The sequence below is a fragment of the Sphingomonas sp. EU05-FHT14C10 genome (assembly GCF_058790595.1).
In genome coordinates this window covers 44,984-65,735 of the sequence record NZ_JBYTEN010000009.1, presented here as the reverse complement: position 1 = coordinate 65,735, position 20,752 = coordinate 44,984, and the positions used below count along the sequence as shown (strand labels likewise).

At 67.4% G+C, this 20,752-nt stretch carries 21 protein-coding genes; 12 read left to right on the top strand and 9 right to left on the bottom strand.

What is annotated here, in order from left to right; translation table 11 throughout:
* Nucleotides 1-81 precede the first annotated feature (81 nt).
* Nucleotides 82-1,170, bottom strand: coding sequence for an alkene reductase (locus tag AC3WT0_RS10860; protein WP_492753554.1), 1,089 nt, complete (start codon nt 1,168-1,170; stop codon nt 82-84).
* 110 nt (nt 1,171-1,280) lie between these two features.
* On the opposite strand from AC3WT0_RS10860, the gene AC3WT0_RS10855 reads away from it, so the two are divergent.
* The 5 genes from AC3WT0_RS10855 (at nt 1,281) to ssb (ending at nt 5,758) form a co-directional block, all read left to right on the top strand.
* The gene (locus AC3WT0_RS10855) at nt 1,281-2,174 is read left to right on the top strand and encodes a DMT family transporter (RefSeq protein WP_492753552.1); all 894 of its coding nucleotides are present in this window, start codon (nt 1,281-1,283) and stop codon (nt 2,172-2,174) included.
* 10 nt (nt 2,175-2,184) lie between these two features.
* A complete protein-coding gene (locus AC3WT0_RS10850) occupies nt 2,185-2,847 on the top strand; it encodes a COQ9 family protein (protein WP_492753551.1) in 663 nt (220 codons plus the stop codon).
* A gap of 168 nt (nt 2,848-3,015) precedes the next feature.
* Nucleotides 3,016-3,276 carry a FeoA family protein gene (locus tag AC3WT0_RS10845; RefSeq protein WP_492753550.1) on the top strand — a complete coding sequence of 87 codons (261 nt, stop codon included), beginning with the start codon at nt 3,016-3,018 and terminating at the stop codon, nt 3,274-3,276.
* On the top strand, nt 3,273-5,129 hold the full coding sequence (feoB, locus tag AC3WT0_RS10840) for a ferrous iron transporter B (protein ID WP_492753549.1): 1,857 nt from the start codon (nt 3,273-3,275) through the stop codon (nt 5,127-5,129). The genes AC3WT0_RS10845 and feoB overlap by 4 nt, the downstream gene beginning before the upstream one ends.
* A gap of 86 nt (nt 5,130-5,215) precedes the next feature.
* Nucleotides 5,216-5,758, top strand: coding sequence for a single-stranded DNA-binding protein (ssb, locus tag AC3WT0_RS10835; protein WP_492753548.1), 543 nt, complete (start codon nt 5,216-5,218; stop codon nt 5,756-5,758).
* Between the two features lie 37 nt (nt 5,759-5,795).
* Here the strand turns inward: ssb and AC3WT0_RS10830 are convergent, their stop codons facing one another.
* Together AC3WT0_RS10830 and AC3WT0_RS10825 are read right to left on the bottom strand one after the other, a co-directional pair.
* Entirely contained in the window at nt 5,796-6,335 is a 540-nt protein-coding gene (locus AC3WT0_RS10830) for a DUF2087 domain-containing protein (protein ID WP_492753547.1), read from the bottom strand.
* A 198-nt stretch (nt 6,336-6,533) separates the two neighbouring features.
* The gene (locus AC3WT0_RS10825) at nt 6,534-7,016 is read right to left on the bottom strand and encodes an outer membrane protein assembly factor BamE (RefSeq protein ID WP_492753546.1); all 483 of its coding nucleotides are present in this window, start codon (nt 7,014-7,016) and stop codon (nt 6,534-6,536) included.
* A gap of 127 nt (nt 7,017-7,143) precedes the next feature.
* Between AC3WT0_RS10825 and AC3WT0_RS10820 the strand changes: the two genes are divergently transcribed.
* Nucleotides 7,144-7,665 (top strand): ubiquinol-cytochrome C chaperone family protein, encoded by a 522-nt coding sequence (locus AC3WT0_RS10820; protein WP_492753544.1) that lies wholly within the window; start codon nt 7,144-7,146, stop codon nt 7,663-7,665.
* A complete protein-coding gene (locus tag AC3WT0_RS10815; RefSeq protein WP_492753543.1) occupies nt 7,662-8,198 on the top strand; it encodes a YceD family protein in 537 nt (178 codons plus the stop codon). Before AC3WT0_RS10820 ends, AC3WT0_RS10815 begins: the two co-directional genes overlap by 4 nt.
* A 41-nt stretch (nt 8,199-8,239) precedes the next feature.
* On the opposite strand, the gene AC3WT0_RS10810 is transcribed toward AC3WT0_RS10815, so the two are convergent.
* Nucleotides 8,240-10,504 (bottom strand): NADP-dependent malic enzyme, encoded by a 2,265-nt coding sequence (locus AC3WT0_RS10810; protein WP_492753542.1) that lies wholly within the window; start codon nt 10,502-10,504, stop codon nt 8,240-8,242.
* 144 nt (nt 10,505-10,648) lie between these two features.
* Here AC3WT0_RS10810 and mutS point away from each other — a divergent pair, with 144 nt between their 5' ends.
* Nucleotides 10,649-13,246: a DNA mismatch repair protein MutS gene (gene mutS, locus AC3WT0_RS10805; protein WP_492753541.1), complete on the top strand. Its 2,598-nt coding sequence runs from the start codon at nt 10,649-10,651 to the stop codon at nt 13,244-13,246.
* 140 nt (nt 13,247-13,386) lie between these two features.
* A complete protein-coding gene (locus tag AC3WT0_RS10800; protein ID WP_492753540.1) occupies nt 13,387-14,202 on the top strand; it encodes a hypothetical protein in 816 nt (271 codons plus the stop codon).
* 5 nt (nt 14,203-14,207) lie between these two features.
* On the opposite strand, the gene cutA is transcribed toward AC3WT0_RS10800, so the two are convergent.
* Complete coding sequence (cutA, locus tag AC3WT0_RS10795; RefSeq protein WP_492753539.1) at nt 14,208-14,525, bottom strand: divalent-cation tolerance protein CutA; 318 nt, start codon at nt 14,523-14,525, stop codon at nt 14,208-14,210.
* A gap of 99 nt (nt 14,526-14,624) precedes the next feature.
* Here cutA and rpmB point away from each other — a divergent pair, with 99 nt between their 5' ends.
* Entirely contained in the window at nt 14,625-14,909 is a 285-nt protein-coding gene (gene rpmB, locus AC3WT0_RS10790) for a 50S ribosomal protein L28 (RefSeq protein ID WP_492753538.1), read from the top strand.
* 48 nt (nt 14,910-14,957) lie between these two features.
* Here the strand turns inward: rpmB and AC3WT0_RS10785 are convergent, their stop codons facing one another.
* Nucleotides 14,958-16,046: an esterase-like activity of phytase family protein gene (locus tag AC3WT0_RS10785; protein WP_492753536.1), complete on the bottom strand. Its 1,089-nt coding sequence runs from the start codon at nt 16,044-16,046 to the stop codon at nt 14,958-14,960.
* 154 nt (nt 16,047-16,200) lie between these two features.
* On the opposite strand from AC3WT0_RS10785, the gene AC3WT0_RS10780 reads away from it, so the two are divergent.
* Nucleotides 16,201-16,581, top strand: coding sequence for a glycine zipper 2TM domain-containing protein (locus tag AC3WT0_RS10780; RefSeq protein WP_492753535.1), 381 nt, complete (start codon nt 16,201-16,203; stop codon nt 16,579-16,581).
* 106 nt (nt 16,582-16,687) lie between these two features.
* Here the strand turns inward: AC3WT0_RS10780 and cobT are convergent, their stop codons facing one another.
* The 3 genes from cobT to AC3WT0_RS10765 all read right to left on the bottom strand — a co-directional run bounded on the left by cobT (nt 16,688) and on the right by AC3WT0_RS10765 (nt 20,296).
* Nucleotides 16,688-18,517, bottom strand: coding sequence for a cobaltochelatase subunit CobT (gene cobT, locus AC3WT0_RS10775; RefSeq protein WP_492753534.1), 1,830 nt, complete (start codon nt 18,515-18,517; stop codon nt 16,688-16,690).
* Nucleotides 18,518-18,541: 24 nt separating this feature from the next.
* Entirely contained in the window at nt 18,542-19,549 is a 1,008-nt protein-coding gene (cobS, locus tag AC3WT0_RS10770) for a cobaltochelatase subunit CobS (RefSeq protein ID WP_492753532.1), read from the bottom strand.
* 75 nt (nt 19,550-19,624) lie between these two features.
* Complete coding sequence (locus AC3WT0_RS10765) at nt 19,625-20,296, bottom strand: winged helix-turn-helix transcriptional regulator (protein ID WP_492753531.1); 672 nt, start codon at nt 20,294-20,296, stop codon at nt 19,625-19,627.
* Nucleotides 20,297-20,381: 85 nt separating this feature from the next.
* Between AC3WT0_RS10765 and AC3WT0_RS10760 the strand changes: the two genes are divergently transcribed.
* Complete coding sequence (locus tag AC3WT0_RS10760; protein ID WP_492753530.1) at nt 20,382-20,738, top strand: DUF1428 domain-containing protein; 357 nt, start codon at nt 20,382-20,384, stop codon at nt 20,736-20,738.
* Nucleotides 20,739-20,752 lie beyond the last annotated feature (14 nt).

Genomic DNA, 20,752 nt, shown 5'->3' with positions numbered 1-20,752 from the left:
GCCCCGTTCGTACCGAGCGCAGTCGAGACACCGGCACCGTGCCGATGGCCCGACTGCGCTCGACACGAACGGGGTTTGGATTCAGGCCGCTTCGCTTTCGAGCGCCGGGTAATCGATATAGCCCTCCGGCCCCTGGCTGTACCAGGTCGCCATCGAATCGGCATTGAGCGCCGCGCCGCTGGCAAGCCGTGCAGGCAGATCAGGGTTAGCGATGAAGGGACGGCCGAAGCTGATCGCGTCCGCCGCACCCGAGGCGACGTCATCCTGCGCCTGATCGAGCGTGTAATCGGAATTGAGGATGAGCACGCCATTGAACGCCTTGCGGATCGCCGGCGACTGCTTGGGCACTTCGGTGCGGCCGAACGTGCCTTCGGGGCCAGGCTGGCGAAGCTCGAGGAAGGCGATGCCGATATCCGACAGCGCCTTCGCGGCAAGCGGGAAGACGATATCGGGCGCGCTATCGTCGACACCCTGGCTGTCGCCGTTGGGGGACAGGCGCACGCCGGTGCGATCGGCGCCCGCGACGCTCGCCACTGCCTCGGTCACTTCGCGGAGCAGGCGGATGCGGTTTTCGGGGCTGCCGCCATAATCGTCGTCGCGATGATTGCTGCCGTCGCGCAGGAACTGGTCGATGAAATAGCCGTTCGCCGCGTGGATCTGCACGCCGTCGAACCCCGCCGCGATCGCGTTGCGCGTGGCATTCGCATAATCGTCGAGCACGCCGGGAATCTCGTCGATGCCGATCGGCCGCGCCTCGACATATTCCAGTCGGCCTTCATAGGTATGCGCCTTGCCCGGCGCCCGCGTGGCCGAGGCCGAGACGGGCAGCTCGCCGTCGAGGAAGCTGGGGTGGACGATGCGCCCCATGTGCCAGAGCTGGGCGACGATCCGCCCGCCGGCCTTGTGCACCGCCTCGGTCACCGGCTTCCACGCCTCGGTCTGCTCGGGCGTCCACAGCCCGGGCGCGAAGGGCCAGCCCAGGCCCTGGCGGCTGATCCCCGTCGCCTCGCTGATGATCAGCCCGGCGCCAGCGCGCTGGGCATAATAGGTCTGCATGATCTCGGTCGGCACATGTTCGCGCGTCGATCGCGCGCGCGTCAGCGGCGCCATGATGATGCGGTTGGGCGCATCGATGGCGCCGATGCGAATCGGATCGAAGAGAGTGGGCACGATATCAGTTTCCTTTTGAAACGAGACTGCCGACCCATAGGACGCTACAGGGCCGCATGCACGAGTCAAATTCACCCGGCGGCGAAAGAAAATTCACGCCTGCGCAAAGCGTGGATCGGCTTGCCTTCGTCGCGCTGCTGCTCGGCAACGTCGCACTCGCCTTCGGTCCGCTCTTCGTGCGCATGGCGACCGATCATGGCGGCATCGGCCCGCTCGCCTCGGCATTCTGGCGGCTCGCGCTCGCGGCACCCGTGCTGCTGCTCCTCACGCGCGTGACGCGCCAGCCGATCGGGCGGATGACGCCCTGGCTGTGGGCGACGCTGGTGCTGGGCGGACTATTCTTCGCGGCCGACCTTGCCAGCTGGCACCTCGGCATCCTCAAGACCAAGCTCGCCAACGCCACCCTGTTCGGCAATTCGACCAGCCTGATCTTCCCGATCTACGGCTTCATCGCTGCGCGCGCATGGCCGACGCGGTCGCAGGGCGTGGCGCTGGCGCTTGCGGCGGCGGGCGCGATCCTGTTGCTCGGGCGGTCCTACGAGCTGTCCGCGCAGAATATGGTCGGCGATCTGCTCTGCCTGCTCGCGGGACTGCTCTACACTTTCTACCTCATCGCGATCGATCGGGCGCGGTCGACGCTGATGCCCTGGCCCGTGCTGGCGCTCTCGACCATCTTCGGCATCGTGCCGCTGCTCGTCTTCGCCGTGGCCTTTGGCGAGCGCATCATCCCGACCGACTGGACCGCACCGGTGCTGCTCGCCCTGTTCAGCCAGATCATCGGCCAGGGACTGCTCGTCTTCGCCATGGGGCATGTCCGCCCGCTGATCGTCGGCCTCGCGCTGCTTTCCCAACCGATCGTCGCCGCGACGATCGGCTTCGTCGCCTATGGCGAGACGGTGACGACGCCCGATCTGATCGGCGCGGCGGCGATCGGCGTCGCGATCATCCTCGTCCGGCGACGCGGCAAGCCGTCCGCGCTTCCCCTCGAGGACGCCAATCTCTAGGATCAGCATCATGGACAAGCTTCCCGACGATCCGACTCTCGACGAGATCCGCGCCTGGCTTGGCGGCCGGCTCGCCATCCATGCCGCGTTCGACGGGTGGAAGCCCGAGGCGATCGACAATGCTGCGGTCGAAGCCGGGATCGACAAGGGCATCGCACGCCTCGCCTTCCCCGGCGGCGCGATCGACATGATCGATGCCTGGTTCGGGCATGTCGACCGCGTGATGCAGGAAAAGCTGCCGGCCGAGACACTCGCGACGATGAAGATTCGCGATCGGATCCGCGCGCTCGTCACGACCCGGCTGGAGGCCGTCGCGGGCGAGCGTGAGGCGCTGCGCCGCGCGCTCGCCATCCTCGCCATGCCGGTGAACATGGCCGCCGCAGCACGCTTCGGCTGGCGTACCGCCGATCTGATGTGGCGGCAGGCGGGCGACACCGCCGCAGACTTCAACCATTATACCAAGCGCATGACGCTGTCGGCGCTCTACGCCTCGACGATCCTCGTCTTCATCGACGACGAGAGCGCCGATTTCGCCGACACGCGCGCCTTCCTCGAACGCCGCATCCAGAACGTCATGGATTTCGAGAAAGCCAAGGCCGGCCTGCTCGCGCGACGCGAGCATATGCCCAGCCTGTCGCGCTTCATCGGCCGGCTGCGCTATCCGGCGGTGTAACCCCGATCGGCAACGCGATGCCCCCGTCATTGCGAGCACAGCCAAGCAATCCGGCCTCTGCCTTCGATCCCGATCCGGATTGCTTCGTCGGCTCCGCTGTCTCGCAATGACGAACATGTCTGCATATTCACTGGCGTCGCGAAGCTGTTATTGATAATCGCTTGCAGCATGAGTGCCACCGCCGCGCCGTTGCGTCTCGATCAGCTTCCCCTGCGTCGCGAAGCTCACATCCTGTCGATCGACTGGAGCGCGCTTGCCGCCAATGAAGGCCGCCGCCTGCGCGAACTGGGCTTCGACGAAGGCGTGAGCATCGAGGCGCTGCACCGGGGCGGCTTCGCTCGCGATCCGATCGCCATCCGCGTCGGGCGCATGACCGTCGCCATCCGCCGCGTGGTGGCGGCCGCCGTCTCGGTCAGTATCGACTCATGAACCAGTCGCCGATGGTGGCGCTGGTCGGCAATCCCAATGCCGGCAAGAGCGCATTGTTCAACGCGCTGACCGGCGCGCGCCAGAAGGTCGGCAACTATCCCGGCGTCACGGTCGAGCGCCATTCGGGGCGCATGGCGCTGCCAGACGGTCGTCCGGTCGAGCTGGTCGACCTGCCCGGCACATACAGCCTCGAACCCTCCAGTCCCGACGAGGCCGTGACGCGCGACGTGGTGATGGGCACGCAGGCCGGCGAGCGCCTGCCTTCCGCGCTCGTCATCGTCGTCGACGCCTCCAACCTCGACAACCATCTGCGCTTCGCGCTCCAGCTCATCGCGCTCGGCCTGCCCACCGTCGTCGCGCTTAACATGATCGATCTCGCCCGCCGCGACGGGTTGGAGATCGACACGCACAAGCTCTCGCAGGCGCTGGGCGTCCCGGTGATCGAGACGGTCGCTGTGCGCAAGAAGGGCATAGACGAGCTGAAGGCGCAGGTTGCCGACATGGTCGGCGATGGCGCGACGTTGATTCGCCCCGGTGCGGGCGAGCAGCATGAGGATATCGTCACGCTCCAGCGCCGCGCCCGCGCGGTCGCCGCCGCAGCGACGGTTTCCGAAGGCGCCGCGCGCCGGGTGACGCACGGGCTCGATTCGATCGCGCTGCATCCCGTGTTCGGGCCCATCATCCTCGCGGCGCTGATGTTCGTCATGTTCCAGGCGGTGTTCGCCTGGTCCGAAGCGCCGATCGGCTGGATCGAGGAAGGCATGCAGTGGCTGTCCGACACGGTCTCTGCGGCCATGCCCGATGGCTTCCTCCGATCGCTGATCGTCGAGGGGCTGATCGCGGGCGTGGGTGCGGTCGTCGCCTTCCTGCCCCAGATCCTGATCCTCTTCGGCTTCATCCTCGTGCTCGAAGCGTCGGGCTATATGGTCCGCGCCGCCTTCCTGATGGACCGCCTGATGGCGCGCGTCGGCCTTTCCGGCCGGGCCTTCATCCCGCTGCTGTCCTCCTTTGCCTGCGCGGTGCCGGGCATCATGGCGACGCGCACGATCGAGGATCCGAAGGACCGGCTGACGACGATCCTCATCGCCCCGCTCATGACCTGTTCGGCGCGGCTGCCCGTCTACACGCTGATCATCGCCGCCTTCATTCCCAATCGCGCGGTGTGGGGCGGGATCGGGCTGCAGGGGCTGGTGCTCTTCTGCCTCTACATCGCCGGTATCTTCGGCGCACTGCTCGTCGCCTGGGTGCTCCGCCGCACCGTGACCAAGGGGCATGGCAGCGGCTTCATGATGGAAATGCCCAAATATCAGTGGCCGCGCCTTGGCGACGTCGTGCTTGGCCTGTGGCAGCGCACGATCATCTTCCTCAAGCGCGCGGGCACGATCATCGCCGCGACCACGGTCGTGCTCTGGCTGCTCGCCAGCTTCCCGCAGGCGCCGGAAGGCGTGAAGCAAAGCGACTATTCCTTCGCCGGCCGCATCGCGTCGGGGATCGAGACGGTGGTGCGCCCGATCGGCTTCAACCACGAAATCGCGCTGGCGCTCCTCCCCGCCATGGCGGCGCGCGAGGTCGCGGTCTCGGCGATCGCGACGGTTTACGCGATCGATTCGTCGGACGAAGACAAGATGACCGTCTCGCTAGAGCAGCGGCTGCAGGGCCGCTGGTCGCTGCCGACCGCGCTGGCCTTCCTCGCCTGGTTCGTCTTCGCGCCGCAGTGCATCTCGACGATCGCGGTCACCCGGCGCGAGACCAATGGCTGGAAATGGCCGCTCTTCATGGTCGGCTATCTGTTCGTCATCGCCTATGCGGCGGCTGGGCTGACCTTCTGGACCGCGACGGCGGCCGGGCTCTGACCCGTAACTGGGGATAAGTGCCCACGCCGGTTGAACGGCCGCGCGTGACTCGCTAGCCACATCATAAATTCGCGAAGGAGCAAGACGTGGCAGGCAGCGTCAACAAGGTCATATTGGTCGGCAATCTCGGCAACGATCCCGAGGCGCGGTCGCTCAACAATGGCGGCGAGGTCGTCAATCTCTCGATCGCGACGTCGGAGCGGTGGAACGATCGCGACGGCCAGCGCCAGGAACGCACCGAGTGGCACCGCGTCGTGATCTTCAACGAGAATCTCGGCAAGATCGCCAAGCAATATCTGCGCAAGGGATCCTCGGTCTATCTCGAAGGCCAGCTCCAGACACGCAAGTGGCAGGACAATAACGGGCAGGACCGTTATTCGACCGAGATCGTGCTCCAGCGCTTCCGTGGCGAACTGGTTCTGCTCGGCGGCCGTGATGAGGGCGGCCGTGGCGGCGGCGGGGGTAGCTGGGAGGACGATCGCGGCGGCTTTTCCGGCGGCCAGTCCTCATCGGGCGGCTATGGCCAGTCGCGTGGAAGCGCAGGCGGCAATCAGGGCGGCGGCCAGGGTGGCGGATCGCGCGGCGCCAGCCCGTTCGACAGCGACCTCGACGACGACGTTCCCTTCTGACGTCCTGCGGGGGTGCCCGCGGGACGCCGGGGAATATCTAGCCGCGCGCCGCGAGGTGGCGGATCAGTACGCGCGCCTCGGCGGGCGGCTTGCGCTCGATCCGGCGATAGTCCGAACCATCGACATTGCGCCTGAGCAGCCCCGCACCGACGAGATCGCGCCGAAGCAGCGCCGGATCGCCGAAGAGATGCCAGCGATTGAGCGCCTCGTTGATCGCGCGCTCGTTCAGCGCTTCGTCCGCCGGCAGCCGCGCCCATAGCGCCCAGCAGCAGAGTGCCTGCAGCCCGCGCCGCGAGGGCAGGCGCACCATTCTGCCGCTCGCGTCGAAATGGTTGAGCGCGCGCTCGACCCGGCGATGGTCGACGGGCTCGGGCGGCGCGGCAGGCGCCTCCAACCTGGCTTCGGCCGACTGCGTCCGGCGCAGATGCTGGAAGTTGCGGAACCCGCGCGCACGCGCGAGCATGTTCATGAGCCCGAGGTGCGAGGGCGGTTCGTCAGCCGCGCGCAGTTGCTGCGCGAGCGCGCGGGAAAAGGCGGAAACATCCTCGATGAGGAGGGCAATGGTCTGTCGCGACATATCGGGTCATCCGGCTGTGCCTCGAAACCGATCGCTGGCCGCTGTCTTGCGAAGGAGGCACCGGAAAACCGGGTGTCATCCATGGAGCTGGCAGGTCTAGCGTCCCCGAAGGGACAGCGGCGCCTCGGTGAACTGCCGACCGTTGGATCGTCGCGCTAGCACGGCGTGGGGGCCGCAGGCAATCCCGGCCCCGGGGCTTCAGGGCGTGCGGCCGTCGCCCGCGCCACCGCCGCCGGGGATCGTGCCGACCTGGCCGATATTGCCGAACAGATCCTCGAAGAAGCCGCGCTTGCGGCCCAGCGACGGCGTCACCTTGCCATAGGGGTGGACCCTGGAGACCAGCTGCATCCCCATATTGTCCACGGCGGCGACATTGCCCGTGCCGTCGAAGCGGACGTGCAATATCTGCTGTTCGACCGGACGGGGCGTCGAGAAGGCGAGCTGGCGCGTCTCGCGCGAGATATAATACCAGTCATTGTCGGTGAATTCGCCCTGGAAGCTCGGATGGCCGAGCGTCTTCATCACCGATTCCTTGTTGTCGACGCCGGGCGCGATCGTCGCGACGAGCGTGGGATCGAAATAATAGCCCTGATGACCGCGCACCTGGGTGCAACCGCCAAGCGCCGCCGCCGCCAGCAGAAGGGCGGCCAGTACCGGCGTGCGCCGCGACGTCGAAACCATCATGCTCTCCAAATCCACTTCACGCCCGATACTCGTCATGCAGGGCGTTGCATCGCGCGCCCGACGCCTCAATATGCGGTGAATTGCGCCCGAACAAGGGCGCGGCATTGATCTGGAGCCCGAACGCTTGGCGATCCTCGACCGACTGTTCCGCCGCGGCGACGACCGCGCGGCGTTGAATCCCCTCTACAGCGCCATCGTGCGCGCCGGCCGCGCGCCGCACTGGTATGTCGAAGGCCGCGTTGCCGACTCGATCGACGGGCGCTTCGACATGCTCGCGACGATCCTGTCGATCGTGCTCGTCCGCATGGAATCGAGCGAGGCGCTGCGCGCACCCTCGGTGCATCTCACCGAATTGTTCATCGACGACATGGACGGCCAGCTGCGCGAGATCGGCATTGGCGACGTCGTCGTCGGCAAGCATGTCGGCAAGCTGCTGGGCGCGCTGGGCGGGCGGATCGGTGCGATGCGCGAGGGCATGGCGCCCGGCGGCGACCTTCCGGCCGCGCTCGTCCGCAACCTCTATCGCGCCGCCGATCCGGGTGCCGACGCGCTGGCGCATGTCGAGGCGCGGCTGCGCGCCTTGGCCGCCGGCCTCGCCGCGACGAGCGATGCGGCGCTGCTCGCCGGCACGCTGGAGGCGGCATGACCACGCCCGAATTTTCCCGGCCCGTCGCGATCGACACGATCGGAGACGGCGCGCGCACGATCGCGATCGATGCCGACGACAATGAACGCGCGGCGCTCGCCCGGCGATTCGGCCTGAAGTCCATCGATTCGCTCGCTGCGCAGTTCAGCGTCCTGCGCCGGAACGGCTTCCCCTTCGCCGAAGGCCGCGTGACGGCCGACATCGTCCAGTCATGCGTGGTCACCGACGAACCGATCGTCGCGCACGTCGAGGAGCGCGTCGCCATCCGCTTCCTCCCCGAGAGCGAGACCGCCGGCGGCGAGGAGGAAATCGAGCTCGAGGCCGATGATTGCGACACCGTATTCTACACGGGCGGCGCGATCGACCTCGGCGAAGCGGCGGCGGAGACGATGGCGCTCGCCCTCGATCCCTTTCCCCGCGGCCCCAATGCCGATGCGGCGCTGAAGGCCGCCGGCGTGCTCAGCGAAGGCGAGGCGGGCCCGTTCGGCGCGCTCGCTGCACTCAAGGACAAGCTCTCGGGCAAGGAGAGCTGATCCTGCATCCCGTCGTTCGGGTCGAACGGCGCGATATTTGCCTACCGCGCGATCCCTGCAGCCGCGAGTACCGCCAGCGTCATCAGGTCCGACGCGTTCGAACCCATGGTCGCGATCTGCACGGGTTTCTCCATGCCGATCAGCATCGGGCCGATCACCGATTCGCCGCCCAGCTCGCGCAGCAGCTTGGCCGAAAGGTTGGCCGACTGGAGCCCCGGCATGATGAGGACATTGGCCGGCCCCGACAGGCGGCTGAACGGATAGTTCTTCATCACATCGGGATTGAGCGCGACGTCGGGCGCCATCTCGCCTTCATATTCGAAGCTCACGCGCCGCTGGTCCATCAGCTCCACCGCATCGCGGATATTGTCGAGCCACTTGCCCGGCGGATTGCCGAAGCTCGAATAGCTGAGGAACGCCACGCGCGGCTCCTGCCCCATGCGCCGCGCGACCGCCGCGGTGCGCTCCGCAATGTCGGCCAGCTCCTCGCCGGTCGGCCGCTCGTTGACCGTGGTGTCGGCCATGAACACGGTATGCGCGCGCCCGACGAGCACATGGATGCCGAAAGGCGCCTTGCCCTCGTCGGGATTGAGCACCCGGCGTATCTCGCGCATCGACTGGGCGTAGGTGCGCGTGACGCCGGTCACCATCGCATCGGCCTCGCCCATTTCGAGCATCAGCGCGCCGAAGATGTTGCGATCGCGATTGACCATGCGCTGGCATTCGCGGCGCAGATAGCCGCGCCGCTGGAGCCGCGCATAGAGGCGGTCGACCATCGCGGGGACGAGCGGCGAATGGACGCTGTTATGCACCTCGAAGCGCGAGGGATCGTCGACCCCCAACGCGCGGAGCCGATCGTGCACGTCGTCGCGGCCGATCAGCACGGGAATGCCGTAGCCGCCGTCGCAGAACTGGATCGCAGCGCGCAGCACCACTTCCTCCTCGCCTTCGGCGAAGATCACGCGCTTGGGGTGGCTGCGCGCGGTTTCGTAGGCGAGCGACAGCGTCGAGGTGGTCGGCGTCAGCCGTCCGCGCAGCTGCTGGCGATAGGCCACCATGTCGAGGATCGGGTGGGTGGCCACGCCCGAATCCATCGCCGCGCGCGCGACGGCGGCGGGCACGATCTCGATCAGCCGGGGATCGAAGGGCGCCGGGATGATATAGTCGGGGCCGAAGCTGCTCGCGCGGCCGCCATAGGCCAGCGCCACTTCCTCGGGCACCTGCTGGCGCGCGAGATCGGCCAATGCTTGCGCCGCCGCGATCTTCATCTCGTCGTTGATCGTCGTCGCGCGCACGTCGAGCGCACCGCGGAAGATGAAGGGGAAGCCGAGGACGTTGTTGACCTGATTGGGATAGTCCGACCGCCCCGTCGCGACGATCGCGTCCTGACGAATCTTGTGGACCTCGCCCGGCGCGATCTCGGGATCGGGATTGGCCATGGCGAAGATGATCGGCTTGTCGGCCATCGACGCGACCATCTCGGGCGTCAGCGCCCCGGCGACCGACAGGCCGAAGAACACGTCCGCCCCGCGCATCGCGTCCTCCAGCGTGCGCGCATCGGTTTCGACCGCATGCGCCGATTTCCACTGGTTCATGCCTTCGGTGCGGCCCTGGTAGATGACGCCCTTCGAATCGCACATCAGGACATTGTCGTGCGGCACGCCCATCGCCTTCACCAGCTCGGTGCAGGCGATCGAGGCCGCGCCCGCGCCGTTCACGACCATGCGCACATCCTTGATGTCGCGCCCGGTGATCTTGAGCGCGTTGATCAGCCCGGCGGCGGAGATGATCGCGGTGCCGTGCTGGTCGTCATGGAAGACGGGGATGTTCATCCGCTCGCGCAGCGTCTGCTCGATGATGAAGCATTCCGGCGCCTTGATGTCCTCGAGGTTGATGCCGCCGAAGCTCGGCTCCATCAGCTCGACCGCGTCGATGAAGCGATCGACGTCCTCTGTCTTCAGCTCGATATCGATCGAATCGACGTCGGCGAAACGCTTGAACAGCACCGCCTTGCCTTCCATCACCGGCTTCGAGGCAAGCGCGCCGAGATTGCCGAGGCCGAGGATCGCGGTACCGTTCGAGATGACGGCGACGAGATTGCCCTTGGCGGTATAGTCATAGGCCGTGGCCGGATCGGCGGCGATCGCGCGGACTGGCACGGCGACGCCCGGCGAATAGGCCAGGCTCAGGTCGCGCTGGGTCGCCATCGGCTTGGTCGCGACGATCTCGATCTTGCCCGGGCGACCGTCCGAATGGAACAGCAGCGCCTCGCGCTCCGAAAAATGGACGTTCGATCCCTCGCTCATGCCACCGGCTCTCCTTGTCATTGCCCCGCCATAGCCGCCGGGGCCGTAACGGCGGAAGCGCTTTTCCCCAATTTTTATGACGGCTGCCGCATCGGGGGGCGTATCGCTGTTTCCCGCGCGTGGACGGACGGCTAGTCAGGGTCGATGCACGCTCCGGCCAAAAACGCTGCCCCGACCCCGATGATGGCGCAATATCTGGCGCTGAAGGCGGAAGCGGGCGATTGCCTTCTCTTCTACCGCATGGGCGATTTCTTCGAGCTTTTCTTCGACGACGCCCGCGCCGCCGCGCAGACGCTGGACATCGCGCTCACCTCGCGCGGCGAGCATCTGGGCGAACCGATCCCGATGTGCGGCGTGCCCGTCCATGCCGCCGAATCCTACCTTGCCCGGCTGATCCGCGGCGGCCACCGCGTCGCGATCGCCGAGCAGACCGAAAGCCCGGCCGAGGCCAAGGCGCGCGGATCGAAGGCGCTCGTCTCGCGCGCGATCGTGCGTTTCGTGACGGCGGGGACGCTGACCGAAGAAGCGCTGCTCGATTCGCGCGCCGCCAACTGGCTGGTCGCGGTCGGCGAGGCGGGCGGGCAGATCGGGATCGCCGCCGCCGACATCTCGACCGGGCGCTTCGAGCTGGCCAGCGTGCCGCGCGCCGCGCTCGATGCCGAGCTGGCGCGCTACGGCGCGGCCGAGATCGTCGTGCCCGAAGGCTTCGACCTACCCGACGCGGCGCGGCGCCCGCGCGGCAGCTTCGACAGCGCAGGCGGCGAGGCAAGGCTGAAAGCGCTCTACGGCGTCGCGACGCTCGACGGGCTGGGCCAGTTCAACCGCGCCGAGCTGGCGGCGGCGGGCGGCCTCGTCGCCTATCTCGATCATGCTGGCAAAGGCAGCCTGCCTTTCCTCCAGCGTCCCGTCGCGCAGGGCCGATCAGCCTATATGATGATCGACGCCGCGACACGCGAAAGCCTTGAGCTCACCCAGGCGCAGGCCGGCGGCCGCACGGGCAGCCTGCTCGATTGCATCGACCGCACGGTGACCGGCGCGGGCGCGCGGCTTCTTGCCGCCGATCTCGGCGCGCCGCTGATGGACCGCGCGGCGATCGAGGACCGGCTCGATCTTGTCGATCATTATGCCCGCGACGGTGGCGCGCGCGATGCCATGCGCGGCGCGCTCCGCGCCCTGCCTGACATCGGTCGCGCGCTCGGCCGCCTCGTCGCGGGGCGCGGCGGCCCCCGCGATCTGGCGCAGCTTCGCGACGGGCTGGGCGAAGCGCGGCTGATGCGCGAGCGGCTGGCGAAAAGTGACGCCATGCCGCCGCTGCTCAAGGCTCTGCTCCCGGCCTTCGACGGACATGGCGCGCTGGTCGACCGGCTGTCGCGCGCACTGGTGCCCAGCCCGCCGCTCGATGCCTCGCAGGGCGGCTATATCGCCGAGGGCTATGACGCCGCGCTTGACGATCTGCGCCTGCAGGGCGGCGACGGCCGCCGCGCGATCGCGGCGCTGGAGGCGCGCTACCGCGACCGGACCGGGATCGCCTCGCTCAAGATCCGGCACAATGGCGTGCTGGGTTATCACGTGGAAGTCCCCGCGCGGAACGCCGATCCGCTGATGCGCGCCGAATCGGGCTTCACGCATCGACAGACGCTGGCCGGCGTCGTGCGCTTCAACGCACCCGACCTGCACGAACAGGCGCAGCGCGTCAGCCAGGCGGGCGCCCATGCGCTCGCCGCCGAGCAGGCGCATCTCGAGGAACTGGTGACGCTGGCGGTCGAGCGCCGCCACGCCATCGCCGCCACCGCCGATGCGCTGGCCCGGCTCGACGTGGCGAGCGCGCTGGCCGAACTGGCCGTCACGCTCGGCTGGTGCCGCCCGCTGCTCGTCGACCAGCCGTGCATCGAGATCGAGGGCGGGCGCCATCCCGTCGTCGAGGCGGCGGTCGCACGGACGGGCGAGCGCTTCGTCGCCAATGACTGCCGGTTGACCGAACAGTCGCGGCTGTGGCTCGTCACCGGCCCCAATATGGGCGGCAAATCGACCTTCCTGCGCCAGAATGCGCTCATCGCCGTGCTCGCGCAGGCAGGCGGCTTCGTGCCCGCGACCGGCGCCCGGCTGGGGCTGGTAGATCGCCTGTTCAGCCGCGTCGGCGCCTCGGACAATCTCGCGCGCGGGCGATCGACCTTCATGGTCGAGATGGTCGAGACCGCCGCGATCCTCGCACAGGCGACCGAGCGCAGCTTCGTGATCCTCGACGAGGTCGGGCGCGGCACGAGCACCTATGACGGCCTTGCCATCGCCTGGGCGGTGGTCGAGGCGGTTCACGAGACCAATCGCTGCCGCTGCCTGTTCGCCACCCATTATCATGAGTTGACGCGGCTGGCCGGCCGGCTCGACGCGCTGTCGCTCCACCATGTCCGCGCGCGCGAGTGGAAAGGCGACCTCGTCCTGCTTCACGAACTCGCCGATGGGCCCGCCGATCGCAGCTACGGCCTTGCCGTCGCCAAGCTGGCTGGCCTGCCCCCCGCAGTGCTCGGACGCGCGCGCGATGTGCTGAAGAAGCTCGAGGCGGGACGCGAAAAGACCGGCGGCATCGCGGCCGGGCTCGACGATCTGCCGCTTTTCGCGGCGGCCGCAGAACCCGAACCCGCCGCCGATCCGCTGCGCGAAGCGCTGGCGGCAATCGACCCCGATGCCCTCGCCCCGCGCGAGGCGCTCGAGGCGCTTTATCGGCTCAGGACAATGCTCGATTGATGCGAGCGCAGCTCACGCATTGAAATAACAGAGAAATAACGGCGAGAGTCATTTTCCGCCCATTGTCGTTGCGCTACCGATTTTTTCTGTCCCCGTTTCGTGATAGAAACCCTGCGGCTGCCAGTGCGAGGGGACGTGCTATGGCTTCGCTTGCGGATATCGACGTTGGAAAGTCGCCCCCGGGGGGCGTGACGCAGTTCATCGATCGCTGGATCTACGTGTTCATGGCCGGGCTTTTCCTGGTCACCGTGTTCGTCGGCTTCATTCCCGATTCGGTGGCGAAGGTCGCTGCGGTGGAGGCGGGGCAAAGAGCCTCCTTCCCGATGGTGCTTCACGCCCATGCCGTGTTGATGGGCGCGTGGATGCTGCTGCTGCTGGCGCAGACAACCCTGATGGCGACCGATCGGCCCGCGCTGCACAAGCAGCTCGGTATGACGTCCTTCGTGCTTGCGCCCGCGCTGGTCGTCGTCGGCTTCATGCTCGTGCCGACCATGCATTATCAGCTGGCGGACGCGATCCGGAACAGCCCGCCGCCGGTCGCCGCCGAAATCCGGCCGATCTTCGGCATCATGCTCAACATCATGCTGATCCAGATCCGGGTGGGCATTCTCTTCGCGATCCTGATCGGCCTTGCGATCGCCGTGCGGCGGAGCGATTCCGACCTCCACAAGCGACTGATGATCATGGGCACGGCCGCCGCGATGCCCGCCGCGACCGACCGCATCAGCTGGCTACCGAGCACGCTGCCGCACAGCCCGCTGACGGCGGACATATGGCCGCTGGTGCTGCTTGCCCCGATGTTCCTCTGGGACCTCTACCGGCTGAAGCGCGTCCACCCCGCCTATATCATCTATCTGGTGGTATGCCTTGCGCTCGCCATCCCGATGAACCTGCTGTGGGACACGCCCTGGTGGCGCGACACCGCGATGCAGCTGACGGGGATCAGCGGCATCTAGCGCGATCAGCCGCCGACCGCCTCGTCGATCCAGCCAAGATAGGCTGGCGCTCCGCCGACGACGGGAATCACGACGATCTCAGGCACGTCATAGCTGTGCAGCGTGGCGATCCGCGCGGAGACCTCGTTCGCCCGCGCCGCGCGCGTCTTGATCTGGAGAGCGACTTCGGCGGCTTGCCCCACGCTGCCTTCCCAGCGATAGACGCTGTCGATCGCGCGCATCTGGACGCAGGCGGCCAGCCCTTCCTCCACGAGCGCGCGGGCGATCGCTTCCGCCTCGGTGCGGGTCGGGGCGGTCGACAGGATGATGACATGCTCGGTCACCGGCTTTGCTCCTTCATGATCCCCCTCAAGGTTGACGCGAATCGCCATCTCCGCTAGTGGCCCCCACTTTCCGGGCAACCGAAACTCAGGACGAAAATCATGTCGCGCATTTGCGAGCTGACCGGCAAGGGCCGGCAGGTGGGGCACAATGTCTCCCACGCCAACAACAAGACCAAGCGGACCTTTCTGCCCAACCTGCAGAATGTCACGCTGATCTCCGATTCGCTCGAGCGCGGCGTGAAGCTGCGCGTCTCGACGCACGGCCTGCGTTCGGTGGAGCATGTCGGCGGCCTGGACAACTGGCTGCTCAAGACCAACGACGAGAAGCTGAGCCTCAAGGCACGTCGCCTGAAGCGCGAAATCTCGAAGAAGCAGGCGGCCTAAGGCCCCTTTCGCTTCATGAGCGTGGCGCCGGCCCGCTCCTCTTTCCGGTCATCGTTCCTTCGGGGGCGTCATCCGGGCGGTGGAGCGGGCCGGAGTCATGTCTGCGGGAAGCGCCCCCAGCGCGAACTTCATCAGCAGCGTGCGCTGGTAGAAGGCGAAATTGTGATCCGATGCGATCCACAGGATCGTGCGGCCCTTCTCCTCGCCGATCGCCATCGCCTCGAAATTCTCGGCAGTCATCGGCCAGGCGAGATGCGCGACGTCGACGCCGTCGATCACGCCGCCGTCCTTCACGCCCTTGAGGTCGATCACGCGAATCAGCGAATCGATGCCGCGCACCAGCCTGGGCGCGCCTTCGAGCCACGCCACCTTCATCTCGGCCATGCGGACGCGGCGGTGGAGGACGAGCAATCGCCCATCAGGCAGCTCGGCCACATCGGTGACGCGCCAGCCCGCCGGCCGCCTGTAGCCGAAGCGTAGCGGCTTGATGCCCGGCGTGGTCGGATCGCCCGGATAGATCAGCGCATCATCGGCCCCCTGCGGTCCAGGCGCCGCCTCGGCAATCAGCACGAAATGCCCTGATCGGAGCCGCACCATCGCCTCCGGCCCGCTCGCATTCGGCCAGTCCCGGATCGCGGGCGGCCAGGCCTTCCGCTCACCGCGCGCGAATCCCGGCGCATAACGCCAGATGAGATTGCGACTCTCGAAAGCGACCCAGATCCTGCCGCTCGCCGGATCGACCGCCATCGCCTCGCTATCGCGCGCGCCCTTGCTGAAGCCGCCATAAGGCCCGGCAGGCAGATCGATGAAGCGGATGTTCGACGTCCGGCCCACGCCGTCCATATCGAAGATCATCACCCCGCCCGAATCGCTGAGCATGGTGAAGCGATTGCCCTTCGCCGCCGCCGTCACAGTCATGGCGGAAACGCTGCCGAACGCGCGATCAGGGCTGCTCAGCGACCATCCGCCGAGGAAGGTCAGGACACCCGCCGTTTTGCGCGTCGGGTCGCTCGGATCGAGCGGCACGGGGCGCGTCAGGATCGGCGCGCCCGGGCCGAGCAATGGGCGGGCCTCCTCCCCGGCATAATTGCCGGTGCCCACGAAGAGCAGCAGGGCCGAGGCGAGGAAACGGGGCATCGCGCCGCCTTGTAACGGCGCGCGCCGCAAGGGGAAGCGGCGCGACGAAGCTGAACGATGGCTAACAGTCATGTTCAGCGATGCCTCAAGCGACTCAAGGCATAAGCAATCCTGTCAGCGGGAAACCGCCGGCAGGACTGGAGGAGTTTTCAAGATGATCACCAAGCTGAGCATGATCGGCGCGGCCCTCGCGATGACGGCCGGCGCGATCGTCCCCGCCGCGGCCGAAGCGGCCCCCCGCTACAATGGCGGCTATTACAACGGCGGTTACAATGGCGGTTACAATGGCGGCTATTATAACAATGGCTATCGCGGCTACGACAACGGCTACCGTTACCAGGATCGCCGCTATTATCAGGGCTATCGCTGCCGCAACGACGGCACCGGCGGCACGATCATCGGCGCCATTGCCGGCGGCCTGATCGGCAACGCCGCGGTGGGCCGCTATGGCGACCGCACGGCCGGCACCATCGTCGGCGCAGGCGTCGGCGCCCTGGCCGGCCGCGCGATCGACAAGTCCGACAGCCGCTGCTGATCCCCAATTTCCGAATACCCTCGGGTTGCGTAGCGAGGGCAGCCTTCCCCCGGTGGCGTAGCGGGGAAGGCGGGGGCCGGGGCCGAAAGGCTCCGGCCCTGATCTTTTATGCTGGCAGGTCGAACAGCCCGGCAAGCTGTTCGACCATCGTGCCGCCGAGCTGCTCGGCGTCCATGATCGTCACCGCCCGCGCATAATAGCGCGTCACATCGTGCCCGATGCCGATCGCGCACAGCTCGACGGGCGACTTGTTCTCGATCCAGTGGATCACCTGGCGCAGATGCTTTTCCAGATAAGTGCCCGAGTTGACCGAAAGCGTCGAATCGTCGACGGGCGCACCGTCGGAGATCACCATCAGGATGCGCCGTTCCTCGGATCGCCCGACCAGCCGGTTATGCGCCCACAGCAGCGCCTCGCCGTCGATATTCTCCTTGAGCAGCCCTTCGCGCATCATCAGCCCGAGCGATTTGCGCGCGCGCCGCCATGGCTCGTCGGCCTGCTTGTAGACGATATGGCGCAGATCGTTGAGCCGCCCCGGGTTGGGCGGACGGCCCGCCGCCAGCCATTCCTCGCGTGACTGGCCGCCCTTCCACGCCCGCGTGGTGAAGCCCAGAATCTCGGTCTTCACCCCGCAGCGCTCCAGCGTGCGCGCGAGGATGTCGGCGCTGATCGCGGCGATCGAGATGGGCCGCCCGCGCATCGATCCCGAATTGTCGATCAGCAGCGTCACCACCGTGTCGCGGAACTCGGTGTCGCGCTCGACCTTGTAGCTCAGCGAATGGGCGGGATCGACGATGATGCGCGCCAGCCGCGCAGCGTCGAGAATGCCTTCCTCCTGATCGAAGTCCCAGCTCCGGCTCTGCTGCGCCATCAGGCGGCGCTGGAGGCGATTGGCGAGCTTGGTCACCGCGCCCTGCAGATGGACGAGCTGCTGGTCGAGATAGGCGCGCAGCCGGCCGAGCTCGTCATCGTCGCACAGGTCGGTCGCGCTCACCACTTCGTCGAAGCGCGTGGTGTAGGCGTGATAATCGAAGCCCGGACCATAATCGGCAGGCGGACGATTGGGGCGGACGGGCATCATGCCCTCCTCGCCGTCGTCGCCCTGCTCGCCGCCATCATCGGCCATCTCGTCGCCGGGCTGCTCGCCCTCGCTGTCGGCGTCGGCGCTGTCGTCCGATTCAGCGCGCGCCTCGACCTCGCCGGCGGCGCTGCCCGACGAATCGTCGCCGTCGTCGGCGTCGTCGGTCTCGCTGTCGTCCTCGCCCTCGCCGTCCTCTCCTTCGCTGTCGGCGTCGTCGGGGGTCATTTCGCCATCGACCAGCTCGAGATCCTCGAGCAGCCGCGTGGCGAGCACCGCAAAGGCCTGCTGGTCGTCGAGCGCGAGCGCGAGCGAATCGAGATCGGCGCCTGCCTTCTCCTCGATCCAGTCGCGCACCATGGCGAGCCCGGCGGCAGCGCTCTCGGGCGCCGCGCGTCCGGTCAGCCGCTCGCGGACCAGCAGCCCCACGGCGGTCGACAGAGGCACTTCCTCACGCCCCCGCGCACGCGTGATCGGGTCCGATCGCGTGCGCAGTCGCAGCGCGGATTCGAGATTGCCGGCGACACCGGCCATCGACCGCGTGCCGATCGCCTCGATGCGCGCCTGTTCGGCCGCGTCGAACACCGCGCGCGCCACCGCGTCGCCGGGTGCACCGCGCGCATGCATCACCGCATCATGGTGGCGCAGGCGCAGCGCGAAGCTGTCGGCAAAGCCCCGCGCCTCTGCGACCTGATCGGCCGGCAGATTGCGCGCGGGCATCGGCACCTTGATGTGCTTGCCCGATGCGGCCGGGGCGTCGGCGGTGAAAGCCAGCTCTATCTCCGGCTCGCGCGCGATCGCCCGCGCGGCGCCCGCGAGCACCGCCTTGAACTGGTCGAGAGGAGATTGTTCGGCCATCGGTCCGCCGCAGCGCCCCTCGCCTCAGCCCGCCCGCTTCGCCACGCTTTCGGGCAGGTCCTTGCCGAACACGCGCTGATAATATTCCGCTACCAGCGGCCGTTCCGCCTCATCGCACTTGTTGAGGAAGGACAGGCGGAAGGCGAAGCCGACATCCTTGAAGATCAGCGCATTCTGCGCCCAGGTGATCACGGTGCGCGGGCTCATCACGGTCGAGATGTCGCCGGCGATGAAGCCCTGACGGGTCAGGTCGGCGACCTTGACCATATTCTCCACCGTCTCCTTGCCGCCCGGCTGATCATATTCGCCCGACTTGGCGAGCACGATCTGCGCTTCGGTCGCGGCCGGCAGATAGTTGAGCGTGACGACGATGTTCCAGCGGTCCATCTGGCCCTGGTTGATCTGCTGCGTGCCATGATAGAGGCCCGTCGTGTCGCCGAGGCCGATCGTGTTGGCGGTCGCGAACAGGCGGAACCACGGGCTCGGCCGGATCACGCGATTCTGGTCGAGCAGCGTCAGCTTGCCTTCGGTCTCCAGCACGCGCTGGATCACGAACATCACGTCGGGGCGGCCGGCATCATATTCGTCGAAGACGAGCGCCGTCGGCGTCTGCAGCGCCCAGGGCAGCAGGCCTTCGCGGAATTCGGTGACCTGCTGACCGTCCTTGAGCACGATCGCGTCGCGCCCGATCAGGTCGATGCGGCTGATATGCGCGTCGAGGTTGATGCGGATGCAGGGCCAGTTGAGCCGCGCCGCCACCTGCTCGATGTGGCTCGACTTGCCGGTGCCGTGATAGCCCTGGATCATGACGCGGCGGTTGTGCGCGAAGCCCGCGAGGATCGCGAGCGTGGTATCCGGATCGAAGACATAGGCGGGATCGAGATCGGGCACCCGCTCGTCCGCCTCGCTGAACGCCGGCACCGTCATGTCGACATCGATGCCGAACAGCTCGCGCACCGATACGCTCTTGTCGGGCGCATCGAGCACCATGTCGGAGCGGCTGTCGGGCTGGATATTGGGAATATCGGTCATGATCTGAAAACACCGTTCGCGCGAAAGCGGCGCGGCGCGCCGTCATTCCTCCAGTGAGAAGCCTTGACCCGTTCGTCAACCCGCCGCGCGCTTGGGTGGCAGCGAGAAGAGCCGAACGAAGCGTTCGGCGGCCGCCCTATCGCCCGTCACGGCCAGCGCGCCGCCGTCGAGCGGGGCGCCGCCATAGATCACGGGCAGGAAGGCGTTGGGCGCGCCTTCGATCACCGCATCGACAGCCTCGGGCAGGCCGCGCCCGACCGCGAGCGCCCCGCCCGCGACGCGTGCGAAATAATGCTCGTCGCCCAGCCGGAAACCGATCGTCCCCGCGAAATCGCCGATCCGATCGGCGACCAGCAGCATGCGCAGCGACAGCATCAGCGCGACGCGCGAGAAAGGCAGGCTGGGATCGTGAAGCGGCGAGCGCAGCGCCCAGCGCCCCATTTCCATGATGATCGGCTCGGCCTCATAGCCCCAGTCGGTCAGTTCATAGACCTGCGCGCTCGCGGGCGGCGACAGACGGCGGCGGACGAGGATTCCCGCTTCTTCCAGCCCCACCAGCCGCTGGGTCAGCACATTGGCGCTGAGCCCCGGCAACCCCGCCCTGATCTCGCCGAAACGACGTGCCCCCAGCAACAGCTCGCGAATGACCAGCAGCGCCCATCTTTCCCCGACGAACTCGAGCGCCAGCGCGGTGCCGCAGGCGTCGCCGAAGGAGCGCTTCGCCGCCGGCATCGCACCATCAGTCACTTTTTCTAACTTCATAGTTGTTTTTTCTAACTGCATCCCGCATCCAGATCAAACGTTGATTCGGCTCGTCAGTGGGAGAGTGGCGATGGAGTATGTCGACGGATTCGTGGTCCCGGTGCCGCAAGGCAAGAAGGAGGCCTATCGCGCAATGGCCGAAAAGGCCGCGCCGATCTTCATGGAATATGGCGCGACGCGCGTCGTCGAATGTTGGGGCGACGATATCCCCGACGGCAAGGTCACCGATTTCCGCGGCGCGGTGAAGGCCGAGCCCGAGGAGGCCGTGGTCTTCTCGTGGATCAGCTGGCCGTCGAAGGCGGTGCGCGACGCCGGCATGGCCAAGGTGATGACCGACGAGCGGATGAAGCCCGACGGCGAGATGCCCTTCAACGGCCAGCGCATGATCTACGGCGGCTTCGCGACGATCGTCGACACCGCCGCCTGACCGGCGACCGCAGC